This is a genomic window from Arthrobacter sp. fls2-241-R2A-200, assembly GCF_030209745.1.
Lineage (GTDB): Bacteria > Actinomycetota > Actinomycetes > Actinomycetales > Micrococcaceae > Arthrobacter.
This window is the reverse complement of the sequence record NZ_JARVRJ010000009.1, coordinates 184401-198986: the sequence shown is the minus strand read 5'-3', so window position 1 is coordinate 198986 and position 14586 is coordinate 184401. Positions and strand designations below refer to the sequence as shown.

General features: G+C 62.2%; 15 protein-coding genes. 10 read left to right on the top strand and 5 right to left on the bottom strand.

Translation table 11 applies throughout. The features are described 5' to 3' along the window. The first annotated feature begins 118 nt into the window (after positions 1–118). Positions 119–3118 carry a S8 family peptidase gene (locus QRN42_RS10920; RefSeq protein ID WP_284979447.1) on the top strand — a complete coding sequence of 1000 codons (3000 nt, stop codon included), beginning with the start codon at positions 119–121 and terminating at the stop codon, positions 3116–3118. An 80-nt stretch (positions 3119–3198) separates the two neighbouring features. Here the strand turns inward: QRN42_RS10920 and QRN42_RS10915 are convergent, their stop codons facing one another. The 4 genes from QRN42_RS10915 to QRN42_RS10900 are packed head-to-tail and all read right to left on the bottom strand — an operon-like array spanning position 3199 to position 5572. Continuing rightward, the gene (locus QRN42_RS10915) at positions 3199–3588 is read right to left on the bottom strand and encodes a serine protease inhibitor (RefSeq protein WP_284979200.1); all 390 of its coding nucleotides are present in this window, start codon (positions 3586–3588) and stop codon (positions 3199–3201) included. A gap of 2 nt (positions 3589–3590) precedes the next feature. After that, positions 3591–4544: a 3-methyladenine DNA glycosylase gene (locus QRN42_RS10910; protein WP_284979199.1), complete on the bottom strand. Its 954-nt coding sequence runs from the start codon at positions 4542–4544 to the stop codon at positions 3591–3593. A gap of 12 nt (positions 4545–4556) precedes the next feature. Beyond that, positions 4557–5018, bottom strand: coding sequence for an SSI family serine proteinase inhibitor (locus QRN42_RS10905; protein ID WP_284979198.1), 462 nt, complete (start codon positions 5016–5018; stop codon positions 4557–4559). A gap of 26 nt (positions 5019–5044) precedes the next feature. Further along, positions 5045–5572 (bottom strand): MarR family winged helix-turn-helix transcriptional regulator, encoded by a 528-nt coding sequence (locus QRN42_RS10900; protein ID WP_284979197.1) that lies wholly within the window; start codon positions 5570–5572, stop codon positions 5045–5047. Positions 5573–5674: 102 nt separating this feature from the next. On the opposite strand from QRN42_RS10900, the gene QRN42_RS10895 reads away from it, so the two are divergent. Continuing rightward, positions 5675–5899, top strand: a complete 225-nt coding sequence (locus QRN42_RS10895; protein WP_284979196.1) for a hypothetical protein — start codon at positions 5675–5677, stop codon at positions 5897–5899. Between the two features lie 7 nt (positions 5900–5906). On the opposite strand, the gene QRN42_RS10890 is transcribed toward QRN42_RS10895, so the two are convergent. Then, entirely contained in the window at positions 5907–6782 is an 876-nt protein-coding gene (locus QRN42_RS10890; protein WP_284979195.1) for an IclR family transcriptional regulator, read from the bottom strand. Positions 6783–6949: 167 nt separating this feature from the next. On the opposite strand from QRN42_RS10890, the gene QRN42_RS10885 reads away from it, so the two are divergent. Genes QRN42_RS10885 through QRN42_RS10850 form a run of 8 tightly spaced genes read left to right on the top strand, consistent with a single transcriptional unit; the run spans position 6950 to position 14583 of the window. Beyond that, positions 6950–7615 carry an ABC transporter permease gene (locus QRN42_RS10885; protein WP_284979194.1) on the top strand — a complete coding sequence of 222 codons (666 nt, stop codon included), beginning with the start codon at positions 6950–6952 and terminating at the stop codon, positions 7613–7615. Further along, positions 7608–8645, top strand: a complete 1038-nt coding sequence (locus QRN42_RS10880; RefSeq protein ID WP_284979193.1) for an ABC transporter ATP-binding protein — start codon at positions 7608–7610, stop codon at positions 8643–8645. Before QRN42_RS10885 ends, QRN42_RS10880 begins: the two co-directional genes overlap by 8 nt. After that, positions 8642–9427, top strand: coding sequence for an ABC transporter permease (locus QRN42_RS10875; RefSeq protein ID WP_284979192.1), 786 nt, complete (start codon positions 8642–8644; stop codon positions 9425–9427). Before QRN42_RS10880 ends, QRN42_RS10875 begins: the two co-directional genes overlap by 4 nt. A 29-nt stretch (positions 9428–9456) precedes the next feature. After that, positions 9457–10395, top strand: a complete 939-nt coding sequence (locus tag QRN42_RS10870; protein ID WP_284979191.1) for a glycine betaine ABC transporter substrate-binding protein — start codon at positions 9457–9459, stop codon at positions 10393–10395. Positions 10396–10397: 2 nt separating this feature from the next. Further along, positions 10398–10922 carry a formaldehyde-activating enzyme gene (fae, locus tag QRN42_RS10865; RefSeq protein WP_284979190.1) on the top strand — a complete coding sequence of 175 codons (525 nt, stop codon included), beginning with the start codon at positions 10398–10400 and terminating at the stop codon, positions 10920–10922. After that, positions 10919–12022, top strand: coding sequence for a mandelate racemase/muconate lactonizing enzyme family protein (locus tag QRN42_RS10860; protein ID WP_284979189.1), 1104 nt, complete (start codon positions 10919–10921; stop codon positions 12020–12022). Before fae ends, QRN42_RS10860 begins: the two co-directional genes overlap by 4 nt. A 9-nt stretch (positions 12023–12031) precedes the next feature. Beyond that, positions 12032–13561 (top strand): aldehyde dehydrogenase, encoded by a 1530-nt coding sequence (locus tag QRN42_RS10855; protein WP_284979188.1) that lies wholly within the window; start codon positions 12032–12034, stop codon positions 13559–13561. A gap of 32 nt (positions 13562–13593) precedes the next feature. After that, entirely contained in the window at positions 13594–14583 is a 990-nt protein-coding gene (locus QRN42_RS10850; protein ID WP_284979187.1) for an NAD(P)-dependent oxidoreductase, read from the top strand. Positions 14584–14586 lie beyond the last annotated feature (3 nt).

Here is a 14586-nt window from a genome sequence, read left to right as displayed (position 1 = left end):
GCTTGGTAAGGGCGCGGCTCTGGCCGTGGGCTTGCCGTTGCTTCTCACTTCGCTTGCGATGCCAGCCCAAGCTGCTCCCGCCCCGGGGACAGCGACAGGAAACGTCGCAAGCGTGGCAATGAAGAACCTTGACCCCGGCGCCTACAAGGATGGACGCTACATGGTGGTCCTGGCCGAAAAGCCTGCGGCAACATACGACGGCGGCACGGCCGGCCTTGCGCCCACGAAGGCGGAAAAGGGCAAAAAGCTCGACGCCAACAGTGCACCTGTGAAGCAGTACCAGGAACACCTCCAGCAGAAACAGCAGGAGGTTGCCAAGCAGGAAAACGTGACCATCAAGCGTGAGTTCACCACCGCCATCAACGGCTTCAGTGCCACGCTGACCGCGGACCAGGCCATCAAGCTGGCCAAGGATCCCAAGGTCCTGATGGTGGCGCCGGATACCCAAAACGCTCCGGACTATTCAACGAGTGATTTCCTGAAGCTGAGCGGCCCCAACGGCACGTGGGCAACGCAATACGGCGGCCAGGAAAACGCGGGCAAGGGCACCGTTGTAGGCGTCATCGACACCGGCTATACCCCCTCCAACCCGTTCTTCGCCGGTGACCCGGTGGGTCCCTTGGTGGGTAACCCGCAGGTTGGCGTGCCGTACCGCACCGCTGATGGCAAGATCGCCATGCTCAAGGCGGACGGCGATACTTTTGTTGGTGAATGCCAAGGCGGCGCCGATTACGATGGCACGGCGTGCAACTCGAAGGTCATCAGCACGCACTACTTTGCCGATTCCTTCCTGGAGACTGTCCCACCGGAAAACCGTTCGCCTAAAGAGGTCCTCTCGCCGGTGGATGTGGACAGCCACGGCACCCACACCGCCAGCACGGCAGCAGGTAACGGCAACGTCGATGCCGTAGTGGACGGGCGCAGCTTCGGAATCACCAGCGGCATTGCACCGGCAGCGAAGCTTTCCATTTACAAGGTTTGTTGGGAGGACACTGACCCTGCTACAGGCGGTTGTTACGCGTCCTCGGCAGTGGACGCGATTGAACAGGCAATCGTCGACGGCGTGGATGTGCTGAACTACTCCATTTCCGGTTCCACCACGTCCACCACGGATCCGGTGTCGCTCGCTTTCCTTTCGGCGACGTCGGCAGGAATCTTCGTCTCTGTCTCCGCCGGAAACTCCGGGCCGACGCCCGGCACGGTCAATCACGGCGCCCCGTGGTTGACCACAGTCGCGGCTACGTCATTCTCCCAGGAGCTTCAAGGAACAGTGCAGTTCTCCGATGGGAGCAAGTTCCGCGGAGCGAGCATCATGAACCATGAGGTGAGCGGGGCCGGCGTCGTGCTCTCCGCCCAGGCTGCAAGCGGGAACGGTAACGCGGCCCTCTGTGCTCCGGGGTCCTTGGACCCGGCCAAGGTGGCCGGCAAGGTCGTGGTGTGTGACCGAGGCGTGGTGGACCGAACCGCCAAGAGCGCCGAGGTTCTCCGTGCCGGGGGTGTCGGCATGATCTTGGTAAACCTCACCGACTCGTCGCTGGACACTGACAAGCACGCTGTACCCACCGTCCACGTGAACCCGCCGGCAACCCAAGCGATCAAGGACTTGGTGGCAGCTAATCCCACCATCACCGTTTCCTTGCTGAACCACGACACCACCGGCCTTCCGCCGGAGCCGCAACCACAGATAGCAGGGTTCTCTTCCCGCGGTCCGTTGCTTGCAACCGACTCGGACCTGTTGAAGCCGGATGTCTCCGCCCCCGGTGTTGCTATCCTCGCCGGGGTCTCGCCCATCGGCACCGGTGGTGACAACTTTGGCTTCCTTTCCGGTACGTCCATGGCTTCCCCGCACGTTGCGGGATTTGGAGCATTGATCCTTTCCAAGAACCCAACATGGTCTCCGGCTACGGTGAAGTCCGCCATGATGACCACCGCAGGGCCTGTGAAGCTGGCCAACGGGGCCGTCAACACGGATGTCTTCGCCACCGGAGCTGGACAAGTGGACCCCGCAAAGGTCCTCAGCCCCGGATTGGTCTATGACGCCAGCACCGAGGACTACCTCAAGTTCGTCCAGGGCACTGGAATGGACCTGGGCATTCCCGGCTTGGGCACCACGCAACCGCGGGACATGAACGTTCCTTCCTTTGCTTTGGGGAACTTGGCAGGAAAGATCGAGGTCACCCGCACGGTCACTGCCCTCACCCCGGGCCTTTACCGCGCCACGGTCAACGTCCCCGGCATCAACGTCAAAGTGACGCCGGCCGTCCTGAACTTCACCTCCGCGGGGGAGAAGAGGACGTTCAAGATCCAGTTCGAGAACAACAACGCCCCGCTGGGCAAGTTCGCCATGGGTTCACTTTCCTGGCAGGGCGCGGGCAAGACGGTCACCTCACCGATCGCTGTCCGGCCGCAGTCCATCATTGCGGACAAGGCATTGGCGTTCACGGGGACCGGCCCCAACGGCTCTGCTGCCATCAACATCACCTCCGGCACCAACCTGCCGGTGGGAGTCACCGTCGATGGCCTGTCCAAGGCTGACTCCACGGCCATCGAGCTGACCCCGGGACCTTTCACGGGTGAGACCGATGGATCCAACTACGTGAAGAAGGTGACGGTGGGAGCAGGCAGTGCCTTGGCCAGGTTCTCGATCAACTCCTCCAACGACGCCGCCGACTTTGACATGCTGGTGCTTACTCCCGACGGCGAACAGCTGAGCGCTGCGACGCCGTCGGCCAGTGAAAGCCTGACTGTCCCTGATCCGGCGCCCGGTGATTACTACGTCTTCGCCAACCTATACGCCAGCCCCAACAACCAAGCCACCAGGGCCACAGTTGATGCGGCGGTTTTGGGCGCCAACGAGGGCAACGCAACCGTGACCCCGAACCCGATTCGCCTGGCCAACGGTAAGACCGGGCAGATCTCGCTGAACTGGAAGAACTTGACGCCCGGCTCGTATATCGGGCGGCTCACCTTCGACGGAACCAGCGAGCCGAGCTTCGTGACCGTCGTCGTCAATCCCGGCGGTGCAGTGGTGGTGCCGGATAAGGAAAACCCGAAGAAGGATAAGAAAGACAAAAAGATCCGCGACGCGGATCCTGCGCAGAGCAATAACGCAAGCTAACTGAGCGGCGTGAACAGCAGCGGCCGGCGGATTATCCGCCGGCCGCTGCTGTTGTGTCACGGCTGTTGTGCCGTTGGGGTTTAGGTGGCCCCGGTGGAGCCGGTGCTGCCGCCAAAGAGTGTGGCCAAGGTGCGCCATCGTGCGATCTCACAGCCATCGGTTTTGCTGAACCTGCTGTGCACCTTGCGCCCGCGGAACCAGCCTGTCACCACGGCCACTTGCGGACCGCCATACTGCTGTGTGCAGGTGCGATCCGGCTGCGGTTCGGGAAAGAACGCCTCTTCTCCGAACTGTTCGACGGCGGCAAGCGCCGCAGCTGCGTCCGGCAGGTTCGAATCAATGGACTTGGGATCGGCCGAGAGGATGCCGGAGGCGGACCTGAGGTGGAACTCCGTGCTTTCCGCGTCCGGCGCTTCGGTCAACGTGATTGTCAGGTCGACGTCGTACTCGCTATTTTCGGGGGAAACCATGGTCACCTTTCGCTGATGGCGGCGGGTTCCCCGGCGGTGACTGCGCCGGGCCGTCCACCGAGCAACGGTTGTACTGCCTCAAGCACACGGGCCCGAAGTTCCCGGGACTCGGCCGCGAACGCCCGTTGGTATTCAACGTACTCGGCTTTGCCCTGCGGTGTCTCGATCTTGATGGGTGGGTATCCCCATTCCTCGAGATCGTACGGGGAGGCCTTCATGTCCATGGTCCTGATGCGCCATGACAGTTCGAAACAATCCATCACTACGTCACTTGGCAGTGCGGGGGTCAATTTGTAGGCCCACTTGTAGAGGTCCATGTTGGCGTGCAGGCAGCCGGGCTGTTCCATGGCCCGCTGGTTCTCGCGGGTGGGTCGGTGTTCATTGAGGGGGATGGCGTCGGGCGTGTAGAAGCGGAAAGCGTCAAAGTGCGTGCACCGGATGCGGTTTTCGTCCACGACGGCGTCAGTGCCCTCGGCGCCGAGCCGCAACTCCAGGTATTCGTGGCGTAACTCGAACTTCTCCTGCCGGTACACCATCGCCCATTCATGAAGGCCGAAACAGCCGAACTGAGCGGGGCGCTTGGCCGTTCCCGCCAGGATGATCCCAGCGAAGTTGACGGCTTCGGAGCGGTCTCGGAGGAAGCGGATGCGGTCGAAGGTGACGGCGGGAGTTCCCGGCGCCAGCCCGATCGAGGCGAGTTCGCCGTCGTCGAGCGTTCGGTAATACTTCCAGCCCGCGCGGTCGACGGCCCGCGGACCGCTCAACACCGTGCCATCGCCCGGGTGCCAACGCTGCAATTGCCCGGGCTTTTGGGTGTAATAGGTGAAGAGGAAGTCTTCCACGGGGTGTTTCTTACCTGCCGAGCGCCGTGCTAGATAGGGGTCGGCATAACGCGCCACACGGGCGTGGTGGGCTGCCTCCAGTGGGAGCCATTGGTCCTCGGATAAGTGCTGCATTGGAACGGCCACTCAGCTGCCACCGCGGGAGCCAAGCACGCTGCTGGCAGCGTCCCACAGGGCGATCTGGCACCCGTCGGTGCGCTTGAACGCGATGTTAATTTCTTTGCCGTCCACGGATCCCGTCACGGTGGCTGTGGCCGGGCCACCGTATTGCTGGGTGCAGGCAAAGTCCGTCCGGGCCGGCGCGGGACTCAAAAGTGTGGGGTGGTTTTTGATGGTGGTGCATGCGTCGCTTGCGGCCGGGTGCTGGGTTTCGGCGGCTGGAGTGCCGTCGGTGCATACCAGCGTGTAAGTCCTTGGCACGCCTCCCGGTTTATCAAGCACCATGATGGAGAGTTCGGCGTTGCCCTGCCCGGTTGGGGGAGCGGAGTTGGGGACGCTGGGGCCGCCCGGAGCGGGACTGCCCGAACATGCCGTCACCGCGGCGACCCCAAGCATTGCCAGGGCCGGGCGAACATCCAACATGTGCATCCAAACTCCTCGGTTTTGCGTCCATTTTACGCGGGACTTTTGGCCTCCGGAGCATCCATGGACGACGGCGAAGCCCCTCCATGCGTGCTTGCATCCACGCCCTCGCGTTGCGTGGCGGCGATGAGTCCAGTCATTGCCCTGTGAAGTTCCGCCACCTCCTCCCGGCTAAGGTGCAAGCGATCGCGGATCTGCCCGGGGACGGTGGTGGCCTGCTCGCGAAGTGCCGCGCCTTTGGCTGTCAGCGTGATGGCGAGTGCTCGTTCATTGCCCGGGACGCGTTCCCGAGTAAGGAGTCCGGCTTCTTCAAGGCGCCTAAGCAGCGGCGACAATGTCGCAGGGTCATGCAGGAGGCTATCGCTGATGTCCTTCAATGTCCGCGGGCTCCGTTCCCAGAGGGCCAACATGACCAGGTATTGGGGATGCGTCAGCCCAAGGCGTTCAAGGACGGGTTTGTAGATGCCCACCACGCTGCGGGAGGCCACGGTCAAGGCAAAACACAGTTGCCGCTCCAGCAGGAGATCGTCGGTTTCCTCGACGGCGTTAGCGCCAGCCATGGCTTCCTCCTTGTTAGGGGCACCCCGCGCCTCTTTAGTTAGTGTACTAACAATTAGCGTACTATTGTTGTATCGCACCGCCTAAATAAGGAGTCGTTCAGCGTGGCAAAGGAACCCTTCGCCCAGAAGTTCATGCGCGCCACCGGTAAATTGCGGGCCATCTTCGGGCCAGCCCACAGCAGTTCACTCGATCACGAGATGACCGAAGACAACCAAAGGCTGCTGGCTCAACGGCAAGCCGAAACCCAGCAGTGGGAAACGGTTCGCCGTCCGGACGGCAGCACCTACGTGGTGCCCCGAAATCCCGACGACAAATCGCTGCGCTAAGACACGCTTACGCCCTGCTGGGGCCGGGGGCGGCGCCGAGCGCGACGGAGAAGTCCCTGGCTACTTTGGCGGCGAGCTGTCCGGCCTGGTCCAAGTGGCGTCCGAACCGTTGCTTGGGGGCGCTGACGTTGAAGGCGGCCACAACCCGTTGTTTGAAGTCATACACGGGCGCCGAAACGCCCACGACGCCCAACTCGAATTCCTCGTCGACCACGGCATAACCCTGTTGGCGGATGAGTTGGATCTCTGCGCGCAAGTCATCGAAGGACTGGATTTTGGAGGCGAGGTCTCCAGTGGCCGGGCTCTGGCCTGACTGCAAAGCCAAGGGAGAAAGGTCCTCGCGGTCCGGCCGCACGCCCGATTTGGTGGCGGCCGTGTGGGTGTCATACCAGTCCTTTAGCGCGGTCTCATCCCAGTCGCTGACAAGTACCCTGCCGGCCGACGTGCTCCACGCGTCAACGCTGACGCCCTCCCAGCCCAAGGCCCTGTAAGTGTGGTTCGACATTTCGCTTTTCAGGGTCAGGACAGTTCCGCCCCGGAGCACGCAGAGGTGCGTGGTTTCATGGGTAGCCGCGGACACCCGCTTGAGGTACGGTGCCGATGCGCTGACCATCCTGGCCTCAGTTGTCCGCGCGGCCAAGGCATACAAGCTGTGCCCCAAGGTGTAGAGAAGGCTTTCAGGATCCCGGCTAACCAAACCTGCTTCTGCCAGTGTGGCCAGGGTCCTGGATACTTGGGCCTTGTCCCGGCCGGTGATCTCGGCAACCTTGTTCACGCCCAGGCCGTTTCCCGCCACGGACTCCGGAGACCCCAGGATTTCGAGCAATTCCAGATCCCGCCGCAAGCCGGAGGAATTGCGCCGGGGAGCAGGTGCTGCCTTCATGGGGTTCTCTCCTTCAGTCAACCGGATTGATTGATCCTAACCCCGTTTGCGTTGACATTTCAACAACATGCATTGCGCAAAAGGGAACGTGCCTTCTACGGTTGTGTCATGGCTCACGCCGCTGTGAGCGGATCCTTTCCCCCAACGAAGTGAAAAGGAGGATCGCATTGAACGACTCTTTTCTGCCGGATCTCGGTCAGTTCCTCGCCAAGAGATCAGCTGACATTGCCGAGTCCGCAGGCCAGCATCTGCTGGTTGTGCTCGTTTCCCTACTGATAGCGACAGTCATCGGTGTGGGGGTCGGTGTCCTGGTATGGAACAGGCCCATCGGCCGCTCGGTAGCTATCGCAGGAGCCGGGGTTGGCTTGACCATCCCCTCCATGGCCTTGCTGGCGCTGCTCATCCCCGTGCTGGGGCTTGGGTGGACGCCAACGATCGTGGGCCTGGCCTTCTACGCACTGCTGCCCATCATCCGAAACACCGTGGTGGGGCTGCGTGAAGTACCAGTCGCCGTTTCGGAATCGGCCAAGGGCATGGGCATGGGAACTGCCAAGACGCTGTTCCTGGTCCAACTCCCCATGGCGTGGCCCGTTGTACTGACCGGCGTGCGCGTTTCAGCCCAATTGTCCATGGGAATAGCCGCCATCGCGGCTTACGTGGGCGGTCCGGGCCTGGGGCAGATGATCTTCAAAGGCCTCTCCAGCCTTGGATCCAAGAATGCCCTGAACTTTGCCGTCGTGGGAACTGTCGGCGTCATTATCCTTGCCCTGCTGCTGGATGGCGCATTCGTCTTCATCCGCCGCGTCACTACCTCAAGGGGACTACGTGTCTGAAACAACAACCCGCCCGGCAACAACAACCCGTCCGGCCAATGGTGCCCGGATCGTCCTCAAGGACGTCACTAAAACCTATCCCGGCCTGGTGATTCCCGCCGTCGAGTCCTTCACCATGGACATCGCCCCTGGCGAGCTGATCATGTTCGTCGGCCCTTCGGGTTGTGGCAAAACCACCACCATGAAGATGATCAACCGAATCATCGAACCCACTTCCGGCTCGATCACCATTGACGGTGAAGACGTCCTTTCGCTCGACCCCAACGAACTCCGACGGCGGATTGGTTACGTCATCCAGCAGATCGGGCTGTTTCCGCACATGACCATCGCAGAGAACATCTCGGTGGTCCCCAAACTCCTTGGCTGGGATAAAAAGCGGATCAGGGACCGGGTGGAGGAGCTGCTTGCCGTCGTCGAACTCGATCCCGCCACCTTTGCCTCCCGTTATCCGCGGCAACTATCCGGTGGCCAGCAACAACGCGTCGGCGTGGCGAGGGCCTTGGCCGCCGATCCGCCGGTGATGCTCATGGACGAGCCATTTGGGGCTACGGACCCCATCACCCGGGAGAAGCTGCAAAGCGAGTTCCTGCGGCTGCAGGAAAAGCTGAGCAAAACAATTGTCTTCGTTACCCACGATTTCGACGAGGCCGTGCGCCTGGGGGACCGGATTGCGGTGTTGTCCGAGCGCTCGCAGATTGAGCAGTTCGACACTCCTGCGAACATCCTCGCAAATCCCGCTAACGCCTACGTCTCGCAGTTCGTCGGGCACGGGGCCGCGCTGAAGCGGCTCGGGCTCATTCCCGTGGGCCACGCGGCCTTGGGGCCTGCCGGCAGCCGAAGCGCGCTGACCATCGGCGTTGAGGCCTCCCTCCGGGATGCGCTGGATGCACTGGTTTTGTCCGGCGGATTGCCCGTCACCGTCGTCGACCAGAACGGCGGGGCGGTGGGATCCATCGACATCGAGCGAATCTCGGCCGTCCTTGGCACCGAAATCCTCCCACCTGCATTAGCCGGGGGAGCAAGGCCATGACGGCACAAGCAACGAGGGATCTTGCCACCTCGTTCGGTACTCCCTCGAACCGTAAGGGCGTCTACTTCACCTTCAAACGGTTTGGCACCCCGTTGGTGATCGTTGCAGCCTTGCTGGCCCTTTTCCTCTGGATCTCCTCGCTCACCTTGGACTCGATCGAACTCCGCACCCTGAATTGGGGTTACCTCGCCGACAGGACCCGTGAACACATGGCGCTGACGGTGACCGCCTCCGCGATCGTGGCCGTCATCGCCATCCCCGTCGGGATTGTGCTCAGCCGGGTTCACTCCAAAGCAGTGCATGCGGTGGTTTTTGGCATCGCTAACGTGGGCCAAGCAACTCCTGCCATCGGCTTGGTGATCCTTTTGGCCATCGTGTGGAAGCTCGGCTTCGAAGTGGCGCTGGTTGGGCTGGTGGCCTACTCGGTACTTCCCGTGCTTCGCAACACGCTGGTGGGACTGCAGCAGGTTGACTCCAGCCTGACCGAAGCCGCAAGGGGCATGGGCATGCGGCCGTTCCAGGTCCTCACCACCATCGAACTCCCGTTGGCGATTCCCGTGATCGTGGCGGGACTAAGGACCGCGTTGGTCTTTTGCGTCGGCGTCGCCACGGTTGCAACCTTTATCAACGCCGGCGGCCTGGGCGACATGATCGTCAACGGGCTCAAGCTGCAGCGCTGGCCCGTGTTGGTGACCGGTGCCGTCGTCGTCTCTTGCATTGCCCTAACCATTGATTGGCTTGCCGGGCTGGCCGAGGACCTCCTCAAGCCCAAAGGCATATGAAACGTCCCGAACAAACAAAAGGAACCATCATGAAGAAACCTGTAATGACCCTTCTGGCCACGGGCGTGGCGGTGGCACTGAGCCTCACAGCCTGCGGAGGCGCGGCATCTTCCTCCTCAACTGCAGCATCCGGCGGTAAGGAACTTGACGGACTGACTGGTGTCATTGGCGCCAAGGACTTCTCTGAGCAGTTCATCCTGGCCCACATCACCAGCCTCGTCCTGAACGCCCACGGAGCAAACACCACCACCAACACCAGCGTGGTGGGATCGGCCAACGTTCGAACGGCTTTCGAGACCGGCCAGTTCGCCGGATATTGGGAGTACACGGGAACTTCGTGGATCACCTACAACAAACAAACCACCCCCATCAAGGACAAAGCTGAGATGTTCAAGGCTGTCAAGGACGTCGATGCCAAGAAGGGCATTGCCTGGCTTGACCCGGCCCCCCTGAACAACACCTACGCCTTCGCGATCCGCGAGGACAAGGCCAAGGAATTGGGCATCAAGAGCATGTCCGACGTCGCCAAGCTCCCCGCAAGCGAACAAACCTTTTGCATGGAAAGCGAATTCTCCACCCGCGACGACGGCTGGCCCGGTCTGAAGAAGGAATACGGACTGAGCCCCAACGCCAAGGTTTCCATGCTGGACACCGGTGTCATCTACACCGCCACCCAAAAGGGCCAGGACTGCAACTTCGGCGAGGTCTTCGAAACGGATGGCCGCATCCCGGCACTGAAGCTTCAGGTCATGGATGATGACAAGAAATTCTTCCCCGTCTACCAAGGCGCCCTCACCATCAAGTCCGATCTCTTGGCAAAATACCCTGCCATCGCCGATGTCATGTCCAAGGTTTCACCGAAACTCACCACCGAAGTCATGCAAAAGCTCAATGCCAAAGCCGACGTCGATGGCGACGACCCAGCAGATGTTGCCAAGGAATGGCTCACATCCGAAGGCCTGATCTAGGTATGGGGAACGCACAAGAAGTCCAGCTCGGTGAGTCCTTCGTGGGCGACGGTGTCAATGCAGCGCACGTGAATACGGTACTGGGACATCGCAGTGGAGCAGCAGGAACAGCCTGGGCGACGGCCCTTGCATCACCCAGCGCGGGGCACGTACCTTTCGTCACAGTCCTGCGGCCCTCCCTCCCGGTGAAGCCGCTGACCTTGTTCGTCACCAAGGCAGCCCCGGCCAATGACCGGCACGGGAACCTGATCTGGGGTGCAGCCCAAGCCGGGATCGCCGCAGGCGTGGCCGATGCCGTGGCCGACGGCATCGTCTCCGACGAGCAGGCGGATTCGCACGCGCTCATCGCAGCGGTATGGGTCAACCCGAACGCGGACGACGACGAGGCCGTCTACCGAAACAATCGCGAGTCGGTCCGGACTGCTTTGGAAAACGGGGTCAAGAACCTCCCATCCACGGCAGAAGTGATCGAGGCACGCAACTCTCCGACCAATCCCTTCTTCACCCCGCGAGGTTCACAACCATGAAGATCACCGCAATCCGGCTGACCCGGATGGTCCTGCCTTTGGACCCGCCGTTTAACGCGGCGTGGGATCCGGAACCCCGCATCTCCTTCCCGGCCACCCTGGTAGAAGTGGAGACCGATGAAGGGATCACCGGAGTGGGCTCGGGGGACACCATGGATGGCTTCGAGGCTTACGAACACCTGTTCATCGGTACCGACCCCATGGCCATCCTGAACCAGGTCCGGCGGCTTGAAACAATCAACTTCCACGGCGGCCGCTACTGGCCGCTGGAAGCAGCCTTGTGGGACATCATCGGCAAGGTGGCAGGCCTCCCCGTGGCAACCCTGTTCGGTGGTGCGCAGGACCGGCTGGTTGCCTACGCATCCTCCGGTGAACTGAAGCCCCCCGCAGCGCGGGCCGAGTCCGCGCTGGCCGCCAAGGCCCGCGGATTCAAGGCAATGAAGATCCGCATCTCACGGGACCGTTTGGAAGAAGGGGTGGAGTCCGTCCGTGCTACCCGGGAAGCAGTGGGCAAGGATTTCGACCTCATGGTGGACCTGAACCAGATGTGGCGCATGAGCGGGGATATCGAGCCTGCCCTGGAACTGGCCAAGGTCCACCGCCTGGCCGCCCAGTTGGCTGAGCTCGATGTCCGCTGGCTTGAAGAACCGTTGCCCCAGGCCGACATCAAGGGTGCCCAGCGGGTCCGTGAGCAGACCGGGATCCAGGTTTCAGGCGGCGAGATGGTCCGCAGCATGCCCGAGATGATGGCGCTCATCGAAGCCGACGCTTACGACATCTATCAACCGGACGTGGCGTTGGCGGTGGGGATGTATCGAGCCCGCCAGGTGGCGGAATCTGCCAACCTCAAGCATCGGTTCTTCACCCCTCACACCTGGAGTAACGGCTTGGGATTGTTGGCCAACCTGCATGTGGCTGCGGGTGTGGATGCCGGTCCTTACCTTGAGTTCCCGTACGACCCCCCAGGATGGACCCCGGAGCGCCGGGACTTCTTCATGGAACCACTGGACATTGATGATGAAGGAACCCTCAAGGTGCCGGATTTGCCGGGCTTGGGCGCCATCATCGACTACGACGCCGTCAAGAAATACTCGGTCTAAGGAAACGCCATGCCAGTAACCAAGCCAGCAACCAAGAACGACTGGATCCAGCGGGCGAAAGCCCAGCAACCGGCGACCGGCCTGTACATCGACGGCGGCTTTCGAGCCGCCCGGAGCGGCGAAACCTTCCCCACGGTTTCGCCGCGGGACGGCTCCGTCACCGCTGATATATCGGCAGCGGGCGAGCAGGACGTGGACGACGCCGTCCGGGCAGCCCACCGTGCTTTCGAAGCCGGAACATGGTCCCGCACGGATCGGCGTCATCGCCAGGCTGTCCTCACCCGGTTGTCGGACCTCATCCTGGAAAACCTCGAGGAACTGGCCCTCCTGGAGTCCACCGACGCCGGCCACCCCATCGGTGACGCGCTCGCCGTCGACGTTCCCAGCTGTGCACGCACCTTCCGCTGGTACGCCGAAGCTTTGGACAAGGTCTACGACGACGTCGCTCCCACCCCGCGTGATGCCCTGGCGATCATTTCCCGCGAGCCATTGGGCGTTATCGGTGCCGTTGTTCCCTGGAACTACCCGCTTATCATCACGGCGTGGAAGGTGGCACCCGCACTCGCCGCCGGCAACTCGGTGGTCCTTAAGCCGTCGGAGCAGACGAGCCTCAGCGCGTTGCGGCTTGCCGAACTCGCCAGTGAAGCTGGTGTCCCCGACGGCGTGTTCAACGTTGTTCCGGGACTGGGCCATGTTGCCGGCGCTGCCCTTGGGCGGCACCAACTGGTGGACAAGGTCACCTTCACGGGGTCACCTGAAGTCGGCCGGTTCTTCCAGCGCTACGCTTCGGAATCCAATGGCAAGCAAGTGGCGTTGGAGCTGGGCGGGAAGTCAGCCCAGGTGGTACTGCACGACGTCGGCGACCTCACCGCGTGTGCTTCCGCCGTGGCCTGGGGGATCTTCTACAACGCAGGGCAGACATGCCACGCAGGCTCCCGGCTACTCGTGGATGAACGCGTGCACGACGCCCTGATCGAAGAAGTCATTAAGGTAGGGCGTTCCCTGCAGCTTGGCGATCCTTTGGATCCGGCCACCCAAATTGGCGCCATCATTGACGACAAGCAGCTCGGGAGCATCCTCGGCTATTACGCCATCGCGGAAGAAGAGGGCATAGCAGTCGCCAGCGGTGGCACGCGGGTGCACCCCGCCGGCGTCGAGAATGGCTACTATTTGGAACCCACGGTCCTGGACAAGGTCAACAATGCCGGGCGCATCGGACAGGAAGAGATTTTCGGGCCGGTACTTGCCGTATCCACCTTCCGGGGTGCAGCCGAGGGTATCCGCTTGGCAAACGACAGCAAGTACGGCTTGGCGGCAAGCGTGTGGACGCAAGACATCACCAAGGCGCACACCGCGGCACGCGAACTTCGCGCCGGCACCGTGTGGGTGAATACGTTCGACGTCGCCGACATCATCACACCGTTTGGCGGGTTCAAGGAATCCGGCTTCGGAAGGGACCGCTCCCTCCACGCCTTGGACGCTTATTCGGCCCTGAAAACAACCTGGATCAACCTGGGCGACACCGCCCTGGATGACTAAACCACGCATACCAGCCTGAATTGAGACTCGATATGACTGCAACAACGCATGTCTCCGCCTCGGAGACACTGGCCCTGAAGCCGGGCAGCGCCCGCATCGGCTTCATTGGATTGGGCAACATGGGCTCCGGCATGACACGCAATCTCCAGGCGGCCGGATTTCAACTGATCGTCAATGATGTCCGTCAGGAATCCGCTGCCGAACTCCTCGCAAACGGCGCGGAATGGGCCGATGATGCCGCGGCCGTAGCTGCCGGTTCCGACGTCGTCATCACCATGCTCCCTACGCCCAAGCACGTGGAGAGCGTCGCGCTCAGCCCCCGCGGCATCCTGGCCGGACTGCCCGACGGCGGCACCTGGGTGGACATGTCCACGTCGGTTCCGGAGGTGGCCAACAGGGTTCGCGAAGCTGGCACCGGGCGAGGCATCCGCGTGGTCGATGCCCCCGTCAGCGGCATGTCCGTGGGTGCCGCGAACGGCATGCTGCAGATCTTCGTCGGTGGTGAGACGGCCGACGTCGAACGTCTCCGCCCCGTGTTCGAGGCGATGGGCGACCCGGACCGGATCCTGCACGTGGGCGGCCATGGGGCCGGTTACGCAGTCAAGCTCATGATCAACCAGTTGTGGTTCTCGCACCTGGTGGCCACCGCGGAAGTCCTCAGCACCGGGGTAAAAGCCGGAGTCGACTTGGAAGTCCTGCGGCAAGCGCTGATCGCCAGCCCGGCAAACTCCAACTTCGTGCAGAACGATGTCCTGTCCATCCTGAACCACGGCGACTACGACGAAGGCTTCGCCATTGCCCTGGCCTGCAAGGATCTGGGCTTGTCCGTTGACCTTGCCCGCTCGGTGGGTGTCCCCATGGAGCTCTCCGGCTTGGTGGAGCAGCTTTACCGCCGGGCAAAGGCACTCTATGGCGATAAAGCCGGCGAGATGACACCAGTGAAACTCTATGAGGACGCCATCGGGATGCAACTGCGGACGGCATCGGCAACCTCCACCGTCACGTCCGGAGAAGGAGCTTGAACA

Bases quoted from the DNA above. Each gene is read 5' to 3' on its own strand.
- QRN42_RS10905 (WP_284979198.1), bottom strand. From the start codon at position 5,018: ATGCACATGTTGGATGTTCGCCCGGCCCTGGCAATGCTTGGGGTCGCC.
- QRN42_RS10875 (WP_284979192.1), top strand. From the start codon at position 8,642: ATGACGGCACAAGCAACGAGGGATCTTGCCACCTCGTTCGGTACTCCC.
- QRN42_RS10915 (WP_284979200.1), bottom strand. From the start codon at position 3,588: ATGGTTTCCCCCGAAAATAGCGAGTACGACGTCGACCTGACAATCACG.
- QRN42_RS10860 (WP_284979189.1), top strand. From the start codon at position 10,919: ATGAAGATCACCGCAATCCGGCTGACCCGGATGGTCCTGCCTTTGGAC.
- QRN42_RS10920 (WP_284979447.1), top strand. From the start codon at position 119: ATGAAGAACCTTGACCCCGGCGCCTACAAGGATGGACGCTACATGGTG.
- fae (WP_284979190.1), top strand. From the start codon at position 10,398: ATGGGGAACGCACAAGAAGTCCAGCTCGGTGAGTCCTTCGTGGGCGAC.
- QRN42_RS10870 (WP_284979191.1), top strand. From the start codon at position 9,457: ATGAAGAAACCTGTAATGACCCTTCTGGCCACGGGCGTGGCGGTGGCA.
- QRN42_RS10910 (WP_284979199.1), bottom strand. From the start codon at position 4,544: ATGCAGCACTTATCCGAGGACCAATGGCTCCCACTGGAGGCAGCCCAC.
- QRN42_RS10900 (WP_284979197.1), bottom strand. From the start codon at position 5,572: ATGGCTGGCGCTAACGCCGTCGAGGAAACCGACGATCTCCTGCTGGAG.
- QRN42_RS10850 (WP_284979187.1), top strand. From the start codon at position 13,594: ATGACTGCAACAACGCATGTCTCCGCCTCGGAGACACTGGCCCTGAAG.
- QRN42_RS10890 (WP_284979195.1), bottom strand. From the start codon at position 6,782: ATGAAGGCAGCACCTGCTCCCCGGCGCAATTCCTCCGGCTTGCGGCGG.
- QRN42_RS10855 (WP_284979188.1), top strand. From the start codon at position 12,032: ATGCCAGTAACCAAGCCAGCAACCAAGAACGACTGGATCCAGCGGGCG.